Source organism: Mitsuaria sp. BK037 (assembly GCF_014193045.1).
In the GTDB taxonomy this organism is placed as follows: Bacteria; Pseudomonadota; Gammaproteobacteria; order Burkholderiales; family Burkholderiaceae_C; genus Roseateles.
This window is the reverse complement of sequence record NZ_JACHYS010000001.1, coordinates 814,076-828,957: the sequence shown is the minus strand read 5'-3', so window position 1 is coordinate 828,957 and position 14,882 is coordinate 814,076. Positions and strand designations below refer to the sequence as shown.

Sequence of the window (14,882 nt, the reverse complement as noted above, 5' to 3'; positions counted from 1 at the left end):
ACGGACCGCGGGCCGATGGCCGCGGGATGGCGGACGACGGACGACGGCGTCAGGCCGGGCGCGTTCCGCTGTAGCGGTTGCGGCCGGAGGGCATCGCCGCGTAGGCGCGTACGCAGTTGCAGCCGGCGCCGCGCGCCATCGCCAGCGCCTGGCGCGCCTGCTGCAGCAGTTGGTCAGCACCCTGCTGCGGCTCGCGCCGCCAGTCCTGCCAATGGGCCAGGCCCAGGCTCGCGCTCAAAGGGAGCGACTGGCCCTGCCAGCGGTAGTCCAGCGTCGCGACGCGCGCCCGCAGCCGGTCGGCCGCGTCCAGCGCGCCCAGTGGATCGGTGCACGGCAGGTAGGCGGCCCAGACGCCGCGCGGCAGCGGCAGCAGCCAGTCGCCGCCGCGCAATTGCTGCCGCATCAGCTGGTCCAGGCGCTCGTCCAGCGCCTGCAGGCATTCCTGGCCGTGCTGCTGCTGCAGGCGGGTCCAGGGATCGAGTTCCAGCAGCATCAGCACGCCGTCGTGGCGGTGGCGCTGCGCCCGGGCGGCCTCGCGTTTGAGGCCGTCCATCAGCTGCGCCTCGTCCGCCGCGGCCACCCGCGCGGGCGGGTCGCGGCGCGTCACCCAGCGCCGCCTCAGGAATGCCCACCAGGCCCCGGGGCCCCTGTCCGAGTCTTGAGCCATGCTGCCCGCCTTCGCCGGAGATGAGGATTGATTGCAGCACAGGAGCAAGCCGCGCGCCGCCCCCTTGAGCGAGGGAGGATAGGCGCTTGCGCAAGGGCGCGTCGCGGCAGATGTAACGAATCCGGACGCGCCGCAGGGACGCCATGCCGCCGCGCGGCGGCTGCTCTAAAGTACCCGGCTGTGTCCACGCCCAGCGGCCCTGCCGCCCCGCCCGTGCACGACGCTCCAGCGCACGACCTCGCGTCCCCGCTCCCGGCCCCAGCGCCTGCGCCCTCCTCCCCGGCCGGCGACCTGCCGATGCCCGCCGTCGTCGGCGCGCTGCTGGTGCTGCTGGCCGGCCTGGCGCTGACGCTCAGCGCGATGCTGTGGAACCGCAACCGCGTCGTGGCCGAGGCCCATCGCCTGCTCGACGCCCAGATGGAGCGGCTCGAGCGCGACATCGTCCAGCGCTTCGTCCAGCCGGTGTACGGCCTCAAGGGCGCGCGCGGCGCGCTGGCCGCGCTGGGCGGGCGCGTCGACCGGCAGTCCTTCCGCGCCTACGTCCAGTCGCGCGACCTGACGCGCGAATTCCCCGGCGTGCGCGGCTTCGGTTTCGTGCCGCGGGTCAAACGCGCCGACCTGCCCGCCTTCATCGCCGCCGAGCGCGCCAACGGCGCGCCGCAGTTCTCGGTGCGCAGCCGGGGCGACGCGCCCGACCTGTTCGTCGTCGCGCACATCGAGCCGCTGTCGCAGAACTACGCGGCCTGGGGCTTCGACCTGGGCTCGGAGGCGATCCGGCGGCGCGCGATCGAGCGCGCCATCGCCACCGGCGAGGCCACGCTGTCGGCGCCGGTGCCGCTGGTGCAGGACCACGCGCACGGCCCCGGCATGCTGCTGCTGGTGCCGGTGTTCCGCGACGGCGCCGACCCGATCGACGCCGCCCAGCGGCGCCAGGCGCTGCTGGGCCTGCTCTACGCGCCGCTGGTGGCGCAGGAGATCCTGCACGGGCTCAAGGAAGGCCTGGCGGCGGCGCCGATGGATTTCCGCCTGCTGGTCGACGACCACACCGCGACCGAGGACCTGCTGCTCGACTCCAGCACCGGCATCCAGCCGCTGGATGCCGCGCCGAGCGCGCAGCCCGCCTTCGACCTCCGCGTGGTGGCGGCCGAGCGCCGGGTGGAGATCGCCGGGCGGGCGTTCCGGCTCGAGGCCGCGCTGACGACCGCCTACGAGCGCGCGGTGATCGACGCGGCAGGCTGGGGGCCGGGACTGATCGGCCTGCTGCTGACGGCGCTGCTGGCGGCCACGACCTACCTGCTGGCGGCCGGCCGGGCGCGGGCGCAGGCGCTGGCCGACGCGATGACCGAGGACCTGCGCCGCCTGACGCTGGACCAGCAGGCGATGCTGGACGCCGACGTCATCGCCATCGCCAAGCTGCGCGGCCGGCGCATCGTCTGGAAGAACCGCGCGCTGGAACAGCTCTTCGGCTACGACGCCGACGAGATGCTCGGGCTGCCGGTGCGCGAGCTCTATGTCGACGAGGACACCTTCGCGGCGCTGGGCCGCAACGCCTACCCGGTGCTGAGCCGCGGCGGCCACTACCGCAGCCAGCTGCAGATGCGGCGCAAGGACGGCAGCCTGGTGTGGATCGACCTCAACGGCGTGGCCCTGCCGGGCGAGCGCGACGTGGACACGACGCTCTGGATGATGGCCGACATCACGCAGAGCAAGGCGCACGAGGCGCGCGTGGAGCGGGCCGCCTTCCATGACGCGCTCACCGGCCTGCCCAACCGGGTGCTGCTGGCCGACCGGCTGCGCCAGGCGATGGCCGTGGCGCAGCGGCAGTCGCAGAAGATGGCGGTCGCCTACCTGGACCTGGATGGCTTCAAGGCCATCAACGACGCCCACGGCCACGACGCCGGTGACGAGGTGCTCAAGGCGGTCGCGCAGCGGCTCTCCAGCGGCATCCGGGGCTCGGACACGGCCGCGCGGCTGGGCGGCGACGAGTTCGTCGTGCTGCTGACGCCGCTGCCCGCGGTGGCCGACAGCCGGCCGGCCTGCGAGCGGCTGCTGCGCGAGATCCTCGCCCCGGTGCGGCTGTCCAGCGGCGTGACGGTGCAGGTCGGCAGCAGCTTCGGCGTGGCGCACTATCCGCTGGACGGCGTCGATCCCGAGGTGCTGATGAGCCGCGCCGACCAGACGATGTTCGAGTCCAAGCGCGCTGGCCGCTGCCGCATCCGCTGGCTCAACGGCGCGTTGCCGCCGGAGGAGCTCGACCTCTCGGCGCTGCGGCGCACGGCCGAGGAGCTGGCCGCCGAGGCCGCCGAGGCCGACGGATGACCGGCGTCATGCCCGCTGAACCGCTGAACCGCCGTACAGTCGCCCGATGACCTCACTGACCACCGCCCGGCTCCGCCTGGAGCCCATGACCGATGCGCACCTGCACGGCCTGTTCGAGATGAATCGCGACCTGGACGTGATGCGCTACATCACGGGCAAGCCCGACACGCTCGAGGACACGCAGGCGATGATCGACCGCGTCAAGGCGCGCTGGGCCGAATGGGGCTACAGCTGGTGGACTTTCTTCGAGATCGACACCGGTGAGATCGTCGGCGCCGGCTGCATCCAGCACCTGGGCCGCGACGCGGCCAATCCGCACGAGATCGGCTGGCGCCTGCGGCGCGACCGCTGGAACCGCGGCTACGGCTCGGAGGCCGCGCGCCGCATGGCCGCCTTCGCCTTCGACGACCTGCGCGCGCCGCAGCTGGTGGCCGTCTGCGACCCGGCCAACGAGGCGTCCTCGCATGTGATGACCAAGCTCGGCATGCGCTATCGCGGCGTGGAGCGCTGGTACGACAACGACGTCGCGGTCTACGGCATGACGGCGGCGGAATGGCGCGCGGCGCAGGCCGCGCGGAGCGGGCCGGCCGACCCCGCCGATCCGGCCGATCAGAGGCCGCCGACGAAGTAGCGCTTCAGGCCCGACAGGATCATCTCGACCGCGATGGCGGTCAGCACCAGGCCCATCAGTTTCTCCAGCGCCGAGACCACCGAGTCGCCCAGCAGCTTGCGGATGCGGTCGGCCAGGATCAGCGCGAGGAAGGAGATGACCATCGCGGTGAACAGCGCACCGATCCACTCGGCCACCCGGTCCGGCTGGCGCGAGGCCAGCAGCAGCACCGTGGCCATCGCGGACGGACCGGCCAGCAGCGGCACCGCCAGCGGGAAGATGAAGGGCTCGCGTCCGGTGTCCACGCCGTAGGCCGACTCGCCGGCATGGCTGAAGATCATCCGGATCGCGATGATGATCAGGATCACGCCGCCGGCCACCTCGAGCGAGCGCTCCGACAGGTGCATCAGGCGCAGGAACCCCTCGCCCAGGAACATGAAGGCCAGCAGCACCGCGAAGGCGATGCCGACCTCGCGCAGCGCGACCTTCAGCCGGCGCTCGCGCGGCACGGCCCGCATGATGGGGATGAAGATCGGCAGGCTGCCCAGCGGGTCGAGCACCAGCAGCAGCAGGATGAGGGCGGAGAGGAAGCTGTGATCCATGGGGCGCGATTCTCGCCGATGACGGCGTCGCGTTCGCTGCGGGCAGCGCGCTCTCACGCACGCTTCGTTCACGCGAATCCCTAGAATCGCAACAATTCCTCATCACGACCTCGCCGATGAACAAGTTGGACAAGAAGCCGGCTCGATCCGTTCCCGCCCCGGCGACCAGCGCGGGCCGGCCGGCTGCGGCGCCGGCGCGCCCCCGCCCTCTCGGGCCGGTGACGCTGGACGCGATCGACCTGCGCATCCTGGAAGCGCTGCAGCGCGACGGCCGCATGTCCAACGTGGACCTGGCGGCGCAGGTCCACCTGTCGGCGCCGCAGTGCTTCCGCCGCGTGCGCGCGCTGGAGGAACGCGGCGTGCTGCGGGGCTATCGCGCCGACGTGGCGCCGCTGGCGCTCGGGCTGGGCGTCACCGCCTACGTCAGCCTGAACATCACCGCGCAGGCCTTCGCCCGCGTGCGCGAGATCGAGTCGCTGATCCGCGACTTCCCCGAGATCCTGGAGTGCCACACCGTCTCGGGCGACTCCGACTACCTGCTGAAGGTGGTGGCGCGCGACCTGCAGGCGCTGTCCAAGTTCCTCACCGACAAGCTGATGCAGCTGGACGGCGTCGCGGACGTGCGGTCGATGATCTGCCTGGAGGAGATCAAGCCGCCAGCGGGCCTGCCGGTGGACTGAGGCGGCGTCGGCGCGACCGGCGCTCAGCCCCGCGGATGGTGCGCCGCGTGCAGCGCCTTCAGCCGCTCCCGCGCCACGTGCGTGTAGATCTGCGTCGTGGACAGGTCGGCATGGCCCAGCAGCAGCTGCACCGCGCGCAGGTCCGCGCCATGGTTCAACAGGTGCGTGGCGAAGGCATGCCGCAGCGTGTGCGGCGAGATCGGGCTGGTGATGCCCGCCGCCACCGCGTATTTCTTGACGATGCGCCAGAAGGTCTCGCGCGTCATGGCCTGGCCGAAACGGGACAGGAAGAGGTCATCGGTGTTGCGCGCGCTCAGCAGCTGCGGACGCGCCTCCTGCAGGTAGCGCATCAGCCAGGCATGCGCCTCCTCGCCGAAGGGCACCAGCCGCTCCTTATCACCCTTGCCGGTCACGCGCAGCACCGCCTCGCGCAGGCCGACATGCACGCTCTTGAGCGTCACGAGTTCGGTGACGCGCAGGCCGCTGGCGTACATCAGCTCGAGCATCGCCCGGTCGCGCAGCCCCTGCGCGGTGCCGACGTCGGGCGCGTCCAGCAGCGCCTCGACCTGGGTCTGGTGCAGCGTCTTGGGCACGCGCACCGGTTGCTTGGCGGCGCTGAGCTTGAGCGTGGGATCGCGCTCCAGCCGGCGTTCCCGCAAGGCCCAGCGGAAGTAGCGCTTGAACACCGACAGCCGCCGGTTCGCGGAGGTCGCCTTGCCGCCCTCGTGTCGCGCGGCCGCGTAGCCGAACAGGTCCTGCTCGCGGGTGTCGTCCAGCGCCAGACGCGGCTCGGCCGCCAGCCAGTCGGCCAGCAGCTGCAAGTCGCGGCGATAGGCCAGCTGCGTGTTGCGCGACAGGCCCTCCTCGATCCAGAGGGCCTCGATGAAGGCGTCGATCGCACGCTGGCTGCGCTCGCGCTCGGCCGAGCGCAGGGCCGGCTCACCGGGCGAGGCTTCGGGGGGGCGTGGTGCGGATGGGGTCGATCGGGACGAGGACATGCCGCGCATGATGCCAGCGCGAGGCCGCCGAAAAAAAGGGGCCCGCGCCACCACGCGCGGGCCCCACGGAGCAACCGCCACAGGCAGCGGTTGGTTGGGAGAACGGTTCAGGTCATCAGCCGATGCGCACCGGCACGAAGATCTTGTCGGCGCCGCGCTGCACCAGCAGCGCGACCGACTTCTCCGCGCCCTTGACCGCGCCGCGGACCTGCTCGACCGACTGCACCGGCGTGCCGTTGACGGCCAGCAGCACGTCGCCCGGACGGACGCCGGCACGCGCCGCGGCGCTGCCCTCGCCCACTTCCTGGATCAGCAGGCCGTCACGGGTGCCGAGCTGGCGGCGCTCCTCGGGCTGCAGCGGACGCAGGGCCAGGCCGAGCTTGGCGTGGTCGCCATCGGCGTCGCCGCCGGCCTTGGCCAGCTTCGCGCCCTTCTCGTTCGCGTCGCCGAGCGTGGCGGTGATGGTCTCGCGCTTGCCGTTGCGCCAGACCTCGATGTCCACCTTGTCGCCGGGCAGCGACTGGTCCACGAGCGCCGGCAGGTCGCCGCTGGAGACGATGCGCTGGCCCTTGAAGCCCAGGATCACGTCGCCCGAGCGCAGGCCGGCCTTGGCGGCGGGGCCGTTCTCCTCGACGTTGGCGACCAGCGCGCCCTCGGGGCGGTCCAGCTTGAAGGAATCGGCGAAGCCCTGGTTGACCTCCTGCACCATCACGCCCAGCTTGGCGTGCTGCACCTTGCCGCCCTTCTCGATCTGCTGGCGGACCTTGTTGGCCACCTCGACCGGAATGGCGAAGGACAGGCCCTGGTAGCCGCCCGACGCGCTGTAGATCTGCGAGTTGATGCCGACCACCTCGCCGCGCGCATTGAACAGCGGGCCGCCGGAATTGCCGGGGTTGATCGCGACGTCGGTCTGCAGGAAGGGCACGCGGCTCTCGTCCGGGCCCAGCGAGCGCCCCTTGGCGCTGATCACACCGGCGCTGACGCTGTTCTCGAAACCGAAGGGCGAGCCGATCGCCAGCACCCATTCGCCGACGCGCAGGTCGCGGGTCGCGCCCAGGCGCACCGTCGGCAGGTTCTTGGCCTCGATCTTGAGCACCGCGACGTCGGTCGACTTGTCGCTGCCCAGCACCTTGGCGCGAAACTCGCGGCGGTCGGTGAGCTTGACCACCACTTCCTGCGCGTCCTGCACGACGTGGGCGTTGGTCAGGATCACGCCGTCGGCGCTGACGATGAAGCCCGAGCCCTGGCCGCGGATCTCGCGGCTGCCGCCCTCGCCACCGCCATTCGGGCCACCGGGCATGCCGGGCACGCCGAAGCGGCGGAAGAACTCGTAGAACGGATCGTCCGGATCGATCTGCGGCACGCGCGCGGCGCGCGTCTTCACCGTGCCGGACACGCTGATGTTGACCACCGCCGGCCCTTGCGCCGCGGCGATCTGCGCGAAGTCGGGCATGCCCGCCGGCGGCGGCGTGAAGTTCGCCGCCGGCGCGGCCGCGTTGGCCAGCGGCGTCGTCACCGCAGCGACCTGCGCCTCACCGGTTTGCGCCGGCGCGGTCGCCGCCGAGTCCGAAACCGAGACCGGCATCACCTTGGCGTTGCGCATCGCCAGCGCACCGCCCGCGGCACCCAACACGCCAGCCGCGGCCAGCGCCCACACGAGCTTCTTCACCGGAATCATCTTCTCCACTTGTTGAGCCATCTGAACCTCCAGATTCGCTGCCGGCGGTCGGCCCGGAGGCCTTGCGCCGATTCGATGGCTCGAAGTGTGAGGAGCTTCGCTTAGGTCGCTCTTAATCGCCGTGGCCCCGCCGTGAAGCGGCGGTGGCGAGCGCCTTTCAGGCGTGCGGCAGCGCCGGCGGCACCGCGGGCGGCAAGGTTGGCGCCGCGGCCGGCGTGGCGCGCGAGAGCGGCATCGCCAGCTCCACGCGCAGGCCGCCCAGCGCGGTGCTGTGCCCCAGGCGCAGGCTGGCGCCGTGGTCGTCGGCGATGCTGCGCACCAGCGCCAGGCCCAGGCCGCTGCCCGGGGCCTGCTGGGCCTGCGCCTCGGAACGGTAGAAGCGGTCGAAGACCCGGCCGCGCTCGGCGTCGGGGATGCCGGGCCCGTCGTCCTCGACCACCAGCAGCGCCTGTCCGCCGCTGCGCTCCAGGCTCAGGTCGACGCGGCTGCGCCCGTACTTGATGCCGTTGTCCAGCAGGTTGCGCAGCAGCATGGTCAGTGCCTCGCGGTGGCCGTCCACCAGCACCGCATCGCAGCGCTCCATGCCCAGGTCGATGCCACGGGCCTGCGCCAGCGTCGCCGCGTCGATCACGCCGTCGCGGCACAGCGCATCCAGCGCGATCGGCTGCGACGGTGCCTGCGCCCTGGCACTGTCCTGCCGCGCCAGCGCGAGCAGTTGCTCGATCAGATGGGACGCGCGGTCGATGCCCTGCCCGAGCTTCTCCAGCGCCTGCGCGCGGGCGGCGTCGTCCGGCGCGCGCCGCAGCGACTGCAGCTGCAGCTTCAGCGCCGCCAGCGGCGAGCGCAGCTCATGCGCCGCGTCGGCGACGAAGTGCTGTTGCTGCTCGAAGGCCTGCCGCACGCGGTCCAGCAGGCCGTTGAGTTCGGTGACCAGCGGCTGGATCTCGGCGGGGAGGTCCTCGTCATCGACCGGCGCCAGGTCCTGCGCCGCGCGGCGCGACAGCTGCTGGCGCACCCGCTCCAGCGGCGCCAGCGAATGCGAGACCACCCACCACACGACCAGCGCCAGCATCGGCAGCATCAGCGCCGTCGGCAGCACCGTGCGCCACGCGAGCTGCCCCGCCATGCGCTGGCGCACCGCGATGTCCTGCGCGACCTGCACGACCTGGAACCGGCCCTGCACCGCGAAGACCCGATAGCGCTTGCCGCGCAGCGCGACATTCGAGAAGCCCAGCACCGCGCGCTGCGGCAGCCAGTCCGGGCCGGCCGAGCGGTACAGCGGCGTGCCGTCCAGGCCCCAGACCTGCACGATCAGGTCGATGCTCTGCTCCTCCCCCAGCGGCAGCGGCAGGCCGGTGCCCATGCCCGCGCGCAGCGACAGCGCGACCTGCTGCATCTGGTAGTCGAAGATCTCGTCGGTCTCCATCAGCGCGTTGCGATAGGCGCTCATGCCCTGGATCAGCGCGCTGGTCAGCATCGCGCCCAGCAGGAACAGCAGCAGCCGGTAGCGCAGCGAGCGCGGCAGCAACGCGAACCGGCCGCGCCGCGGCGCGTCGGGCTCCAGGCCCGCGTTCATTCCTTGGGCACGCGGTAGCCGACGCCGCGGACGTTCTGGATCAGCTCGGCGCCCAGCTTCTTGCGCAGGCCGTGGATGTAGACCTCGACGGCGTTGCTGCTGATCTCGTCCTTCCAGCCGTACAGCTTCTCCTCGAGCTGCTGGCGCGACAGGACCATGCCGGGGCGCGCCAGCAACGGCTCCAGCACCGCCCATTCGCGCTGCGACAGCGTCACCGGATGGCCGTTGGCGGTGACCTCGCGCGTGGCCGGGTTGATGCTCACGCCCATGTGCTCATAGACCGGCTCGGCGCGGCCGGCGGCGCGGCGCAGCAGCGCGCGGATGCGGGCCAGCAGCTCGTCGAGCTCGAAGGGCTTGAGCACGTAGTCGTCCGCCCCGGCATCGAGCCCGGCCACCCGCTGCGCGGTGGCGTCGCGCGCGGTGGCGATGAGCACCGGCACCGTCTGCTTGCGCCCGCGCAGGGCCTGCAGCACGCTCATGCCGTCGCGCTTGGGCAGGCCCAGGTCGAGCAGCACCAGGTCGTAGGTCTGGGATTGCAGCGCGGTGTCGGCGATCTCGCCGTCGCGCACCCAGTCCACGGCATAACCTTCGGCGCGCAGCAGCCCGAGCAGCTGCTCGCCGATCATGAGGTCGTCTTCCACCAGCAGGAGTCGCATGGGCGCGATTGTGCACGTCCGGCTGGACCGGGTCATTTCCATGACTACAATGCGCGCCTGTCAGGAGAGAGCCCCCTCGCGGGGGCCGCCGAAGGCGCAGTGGCACTGGCGATCCCACGCTGCGAACGCTCAGGCAAAAGGACTGACGAAACGCCCGAGACATCGGGCGTCCTCACTGGAGAGAGGCGGGGCGGACCACCGGTCGAGCCCGTCCACCGAAGGGGCAAGCCACCGGTCAACCACCGGCGGCCAATCTCTCAGGTAAAGCGGACAGCGAGGGCATCTCCCCCACCCGGACGTGATCGGTTCACAGTCGGGTGGTCATGACGAATGCCCTCGGAGCGAGACATGTCCGCCGATCAGAACCTGAACACGCCCCTGCACAAAACCCCCCTGCACGCGCTGCACCTGGAACTGGGCGCCAAGATGGTGCCCTTCGCCGGCTACGACATGCCGGTCCAGTACCCCGCCGGCGTGATGGCCGAGCACAAGCACACCCGCGCCCAGGCCGGCCTGTTCGACGTCTCCCACATGGGCCAGGTGCTGCTGGTGGGCGACGACGCCGCCGCCGCGCTCGAGACCCTGGTGCCGGTCGACATCGTCGACCTCGGGATGTTCAAGCAGCGCTACGCGCTCTTCACCGCCGACGATGGCGGCATCCTCGACGACCTGATGGTGGCCCGCCGCACCGACGGCCTGTTCGTGGTCGTCAACGCCGGCTGCCGCGACCAGGACATCGCCCATATGCAGAAGCATCTGTCGGGCCGCTGCGAGGTGCGTCCGCTGCCCGACCAGGCGCTGCTCGCGCTGCAGGGCCCGCAGGCGGTGACCGCGCTGTCGCGCCTGAACCCGGGCGTCGCCCAGCTGGTCTTCATGACCGGCGGTTTCTTCGAGCTGGACGGCATTCCCACCTTCGTCACCCGCTCGGGCTACACCGGCGAGGACGGCTACGAGATCTCCGTCGCCGCCGATCGCAGCGTCGAGCTGGCCCGCAAGCTGCTGGCCCAGCCCGAGGTGATGCCCATCGGCCTGGGCGCGCGCGACTCGCTGCGCCTGGAAGCCGGCCTGTGCCTGTACGGGCACGACATCGACACGACGACCACGCCGGTCGAGGCCTCCCTGACCTGGGCGATCCAGAAGGTGCGCCGCGCCGGCGGCGCCCGCGCCGGCGGCTATCCCGGCGCGGCCGTGATCGACCGCCAGTTCGCCGAAGGCGCGGCGCGCAAGCGCGTGGGCCTGGTGAGCTCGGAACGCATGCCGGTGCGCGAAGGCGCCAAGCTCGTCAATGCCGACGGCCAGGAGATCGGCGTCGTCACCAGCGGCACGCTGGGCCCGACGGTCGGCAAGCCGGTGGCGCTGGCCTATGTGCAGACGCCGTACGCCGCGCTGGGCACCGAGCTCTTCGCCGAAGTCCGCGGCAAGCGCACCCCGATGACGGTCTCTTCCACGCCGTTCACGCCCAACGGATACTTCCGCGGCTGATCCGCGATCCTGGGTCGCCTCGTCCCCCGTTCCCTCGAGCCGACGCGAGTCGTCCTCGGGATTCCCGTTCCAACCATCCGATTGCACGGAGCCTCTCCATGAGCATCAAGTACACGCCCGACCACGAGTGGGTCGACACCACCGACGGCATCGCCACCGTGGGCATCACGGTCCACGCGCAGGACGCGCTGGGCGACGTCGTGTTCGTGGACCTGCCGGACGTCGGCAAGTCCTTCGCCGCCAAGGAAGTGGCCGGCGTGGTCGAGTCGGTCAAGGCCGCCGCCGACGTCTACGCCCCGGTGTCGGGCGAGATCGTCGAGGTCAACGAGGCGCTGCGCGCCGACCCGTCGCTGGCCAACACCGACCCGCTGAAGTCGGGCTGGTTCTTCAAGGTCAAGCTGTCCAACCCGGCGGAACTCGACGGGCTGATGGACGCCACGGCCTACGACGAGCTGGTGAAGAACTCCTAATCGTCGCTCCCCTGCGCGCAAGGTCTCGTCAGGCCTGCTGCCTGCCACCGCCGCTGGCCCTCACCCCTGCCCTCTCCCGCAAGCGGGAGAGGGAGTTCGGCAGACCTTGCGCCGCAAAGAACTTCATTTCCAGGATCGCCCCGCCATGTCCGCCCTGCCCTCCTTCGCCGAACTCGAGAACGCCGTCGAGTTCCACGCCCGCCACATCGGTCCCGACGCGCACGACGAAGCGCTGATGCTGTCGGCCATCGGCAGCGCCTCGCGCGCCGCGCTGATCGACGCGATCGTGCCGGCCGCCATCAAGCGCGCCGCGAAGATGGACCTGCCGGACGCCGTGACCGAAGCGCAGGCGCTGGCCGAGCTCAAGGCCATCGCGGGCAAGAACCAGATCCTCAAGTCCTTCATCGGCCAGGGCTACCACGGCACCCTGACTCCGGGCGTCATCCTGCGCAACATCCTCGAGAACCCCGCCTGGTACACCGCCTACACGCCCTACCAGGCCGAGATCTCGCAAGGCCGCATGGAGGCGCTGGTCAACTTCCAGACCATGGTCTGCGACCTGACCGGCCTGGCCATCGCCAACGCCTCGATGCTGGACGAGGCCACCGCCGCCGCCGAAGCGATGACGCTGGCCGCACGCGTGGGCAAGAGCAAGAGCCAGACCTTCTTCGTCGCCGATGACGTGCTGCCGCAGACGCTGGAAGTCGTGCGCACCCGCGCCGAGCCGCTGGGCATCACCGTCCAGGTCGGCCCCGCCGAGGACGCCGGCAAGGCCGAGTGCTTCGGCGCGCTGGTCCAGTACCCCGGCGTGACCGGCGTGGTGCGCCCGCTGCAGGCGATCGCCGACGCGGTCCACGCGCACGGTGGCCTGCTGGTGGCCGCGGCCGACCTGCTGGCGCTGACGCTGATCGCCGCGCCCGGCGAGCAAGGCGCCGACATCGCCGTCGGCACCACCCAGCGCTTCGGCATGCCGATGGGCGCCGGCGGCCCGCACGCCGCCTACATGGCCTGCCGCGACGAGTTCAAGCGCTCGCTGCCGGGTCGCCTGGTCGGCGTGTCGGTCGACGCGCACGGCAAGCCCGCCTATCGCCTGTCGCTGCAGACGCGCGAGCAGCACATCCGCCGCGAGAAGGCCACCTCCAACATCTGCACGGCGCAGGTGCTGCCGGCCGTCGTGGCCAGCATGTACGCCGTGTATCACGGCCCGCAAGGCCTCAAGCGCATCGCGCAGCGCGTGGCCGCCTACACCGCCGTGCTGGCGCAGGGCCTGAAGGCGCTGGGCCTGACGCTGGCCCACGAGACCGCCTTCGACACGCTGCACGTGAAGACCGGCGCGCACACCGGCCCGGTGCTGGCCGCCGCCGTCGCCGCCGGCATGAACCTGCGCCGCGCGAGCGAGGACAGCATCAGCCTGACGCTGGACGAGACCACCACCCGCGCCGACGTGCAGGCGCTGCTGACCGTCTTCGCCGAGGGCAAGCCGGTGCCGGACGCCTTCGCCGCGGCCGGGGCGCCGACCACGCTGGTGCCGGCCGCGCTCTCGCGCACCAGCGCCTACCTGACGCATCCGATCTTCAACATCCACCACTCCGAGACGGAGATGCTGCGCTACATCCGCCTGCTGTCCGACAAGGACCTGGCGCTGGACCGCAGCATGATCCCGCTGGGCTCGTGCACGATGAAGCTCAACGCGACCAGCGAGATGATCCCCATCACCTGGCCCGAGTTCGCGCAGGTGCACCCCTTCGCGCCGCAGAGCCAGCTGCAGGGCTACGCCCAGCTGGACCAGCAGCTGACGTCCTGGCTGTGCCAGGCCACAGGCTACGCGGGCGTCTCGCTGCAGCCCAACGCCGGCTCGCAGGGCGAGTACGCCGGCCTGCTGATCATCAAGGCCTGGCATGAGTCGCGCGGCGACGCGCATCGCAAGATCTGCCTGATTCCCGAGTCGGCGCACGGCACCAACCCGGCGTCGGCGCAGATGGTGGGCATGCAGGTCGTCGTCACCAAGTGCGACAAGGAAGGCAACATCGACCTGGCCGACCTGAAGGCCAAGTGCGAGCAGCACAGCGCCAACCTCGCCGCGATCATGATCACCTACCCTTCGACGTACGGTGTCTTCGACACCCACGTCAAGGAGATCTGTGCGCTGGTGCATGAACACGGCGGCCGCGTTTACGTGGACGGCGCCAACATGAACGCGCTGGTCGGCATCGCCGCGCCGGGCCAGTTCGGCGGCGACGTCTCCCACCTGAACCTGCACAAGACCTTCTGCATCCCGCACGGCGGCGGCGGCCCGGGCGTCGGCCCGGTCTGCGTGGTCGAGGACCTCGTGCCCTTCCTGCCGGCGCACCGCTCGGCCGGCCTGGGCGAGAAGACCGCCATCGGCGCCGTCTCCGCCGCGCCGCTGGGCAACGCGGCGGTGCTGCCGATCTCGTGGATGTACATCCGCATGATGGGCGAGACCGGCCTGAAGGCCGCGACCGAGACCGCGATCCTGTCGGCCAACTACGTGGCCGCGCGTCTGTCGGACCACTACGACATCCACTTCAGCGGCAACATCGACGGCGTCAAGGGCGGCGGCGTGGCCCACGAGTGCATCCTGGATCTGCGCCCGCTCAAGGACAGCTCCGGCATCTCCGCCGAGGACGTCGCCAAGCGCCTGATCGACTACGGCTTCCACGCGCCGACGCTGTCCTTCCCGGTCGCCGGCACGCTGATGGTCGAGCCGACCGAGAGCGAGTCGAAGTTCGAGCTGGACCGTTTCATCGCCGCGATGATCCAGATCCGCGAGGAGATCGCGAAGGTCGAGTCCGGCGCCTGGTCCAAGACGGACAACCCGCTGCTCAACGCGCCGCACACCGCCGAGAGCCTGCTCAAGACCGAGTGGACGCATGGCTACAGCCGCGACGACGCGGCCTATCCGGTCCCGGCGCTGCGTCACGTGAAGTATTGGTCGCCGGTGGGCCGCGTGGACAACGTCTACGGCGACCGCAATCTCGTCTGCTCGTGCCCTCCGCTCTCGGCCTACGCTGACGAGTGATCAGGGTGAATCAAGGAGGCCGCTGACGCGGCCTTCTTTTTGGCCTAGCTTCTTTCAAGGCCGCACGGTCGGCGCGTCACGAGCGCGCAGAACCGGACGGCGCA

12 protein-coding genes and 2 riboswitches are annotated in these 14,882 nt (G+C 71.3%); of the genes, 6 read left to right on the top strand and 6 right to left on the bottom strand.

Going from position 1 to position 14,882, the window contains the following annotated elements:
- Window positions 1-49: 49 nt before the first annotated feature.
- Entirely contained in the window at window positions 50-607 is a 558-nt protein-coding gene (locus FHT37_RS03560; protein ID WP_183478913.1) for a GGDEF domain-containing protein, read from the bottom strand.
- Between the two features lie 357 nt (window positions 608-964).
- Here FHT37_RS03560 and FHT37_RS03555 point away from each other — a divergent pair, with 357 nt between their 5' ends.
- Together FHT37_RS03555 and FHT37_RS03550 are read left to right on the top strand one after the other, a co-directional pair.
- The gene (locus FHT37_RS03555) at window positions 965-2,986 is read left to right on the top strand and encodes a CHASE domain-containing protein (protein WP_183478911.1); all 2,022 of its coding nucleotides are present in this window, start codon (window positions 965-967) and stop codon (window positions 2,984-2,986) included.
- A gap of 46 nt (window positions 2,987-3,032) precedes the next feature.
- Window positions 3,033-3,617: a GNAT family N-acetyltransferase gene (locus FHT37_RS03550; RefSeq protein ID WP_183478909.1), complete on the top strand. Its 585-nt coding sequence runs from the start codon at window positions 3,033-3,035 to the stop codon at window positions 3,615-3,617.
- Here the strand turns inward: FHT37_RS03550 and FHT37_RS03545 are convergent.
- Window positions 3,596-4,198, bottom strand: a complete 603-nt coding sequence (locus FHT37_RS03545; RefSeq protein WP_091724054.1) for a MarC family protein — start codon at window positions 4,196-4,198, stop codon at window positions 3,596-3,598. The two genes, FHT37_RS03550 and FHT37_RS03545, sit on opposite strands and share 22 nt — an antisense overlap.
- Window positions 4,199-4,314: 116 nt before the next feature.
- Between FHT37_RS03545 and FHT37_RS03540 the strand changes: the two genes are divergently transcribed.
- On the top strand, window positions 4,315-4,878 hold the full coding sequence (locus FHT37_RS03540) for an Lrp/AsnC family transcriptional regulator (RefSeq protein WP_183478907.1): 564 nt from the start codon (window positions 4,315-4,317) through the stop codon (window positions 4,876-4,878).
- 23 nt (window positions 4,879-4,901) lie between these two features.
- Here FHT37_RS03540 and xerD read toward each other — a convergent pair whose 3' ends face one another.
- The 4 genes from xerD to FHT37_RS03520 form a co-directional block, all read right to left on the bottom strand.
- Window positions 4,902-5,876: a site-specific tyrosine recombinase XerD gene (xerD, locus tag FHT37_RS03535; protein ID WP_183478905.1), complete on the bottom strand. Its 975-nt coding sequence runs from the start codon at window positions 5,874-5,876 to the stop codon at window positions 4,902-4,904.
- A gap of 115 nt (window positions 5,877-5,991) precedes the next feature.
- Window positions 5,992-7,575 carry a DegQ family serine endoprotease gene (locus FHT37_RS03530; RefSeq protein ID WP_183478902.1) on the bottom strand — a complete coding sequence of 528 codons (1,584 nt, stop codon included), beginning with the start codon at window positions 7,573-7,575 and terminating at the stop codon, window positions 5,992-5,994.
- A 136-nt stretch (window positions 7,576-7,711) separates the two neighbouring features.
- Window positions 7,712-9,130 (bottom strand): ATP-binding protein, encoded by a 1,419-nt coding sequence (locus tag FHT37_RS03525; protein WP_091724045.1) that lies wholly within the window; start codon window positions 9,128-9,130, stop codon window positions 7,712-7,714.
- On the bottom strand, window positions 9,127-9,786 hold the full coding sequence (locus FHT37_RS03520; RefSeq protein WP_091724043.1) for a response regulator transcription factor: 660 nt from the start codon (window positions 9,784-9,786) through the stop codon (window positions 9,127-9,129). Before FHT37_RS03520 ends, FHT37_RS03525 begins: the two co-directional genes overlap by 4 nt.
- Before the next feature lie 51 nt (window positions 9,787-9,837).
- Window positions 9,838-9,941, top strand: a riboswitch (glycine riboswitch).
- Window positions 9,942-9,951: 10 nt separating this feature from the next.
- Window positions 9,952-10,070: riboswitch (glycine riboswitch) on the top strand.
- Window positions 10,071-10,134: 64 nt separating this feature from the next.
- On the opposite strand from FHT37_RS03520, the gene gcvT reads away from it, so the two are divergent.
- The 3 genes from gcvT (at window position 10,135) to gcvP (ending at window position 14,778) form a co-directional block, all read left to right on the top strand.
- Window positions 10,135-11,268 (top strand): glycine cleavage system aminomethyltransferase GcvT, encoded by a 1,134-nt coding sequence (gcvT, locus tag FHT37_RS03515; RefSeq protein ID WP_183478900.1) that lies wholly within the window; start codon window positions 10,135-10,137, stop codon window positions 11,266-11,268.
- A gap of 98 nt (window positions 11,269-11,366) precedes the next feature.
- The gene (gcvH, locus tag FHT37_RS03510; protein WP_183478898.1) at window positions 11,367-11,738 is read left to right on the top strand and encodes a glycine cleavage system protein GcvH; all 372 of its coding nucleotides are present in this window, start codon (window positions 11,367-11,369) and stop codon (window positions 11,736-11,738) included.
- Between the two features lie 145 nt (window positions 11,739-11,883).
- On the top strand, window positions 11,884-14,778 hold the full coding sequence (gene gcvP, locus FHT37_RS03505) for an aminomethyl-transferring glycine dehydrogenase (protein ID WP_183478896.1): 2,895 nt from the start codon (window positions 11,884-11,886) through the stop codon (window positions 14,776-14,778).
- The last annotated feature ends 104 nt before the right edge of the window (window positions 14,779-14,882 follow it).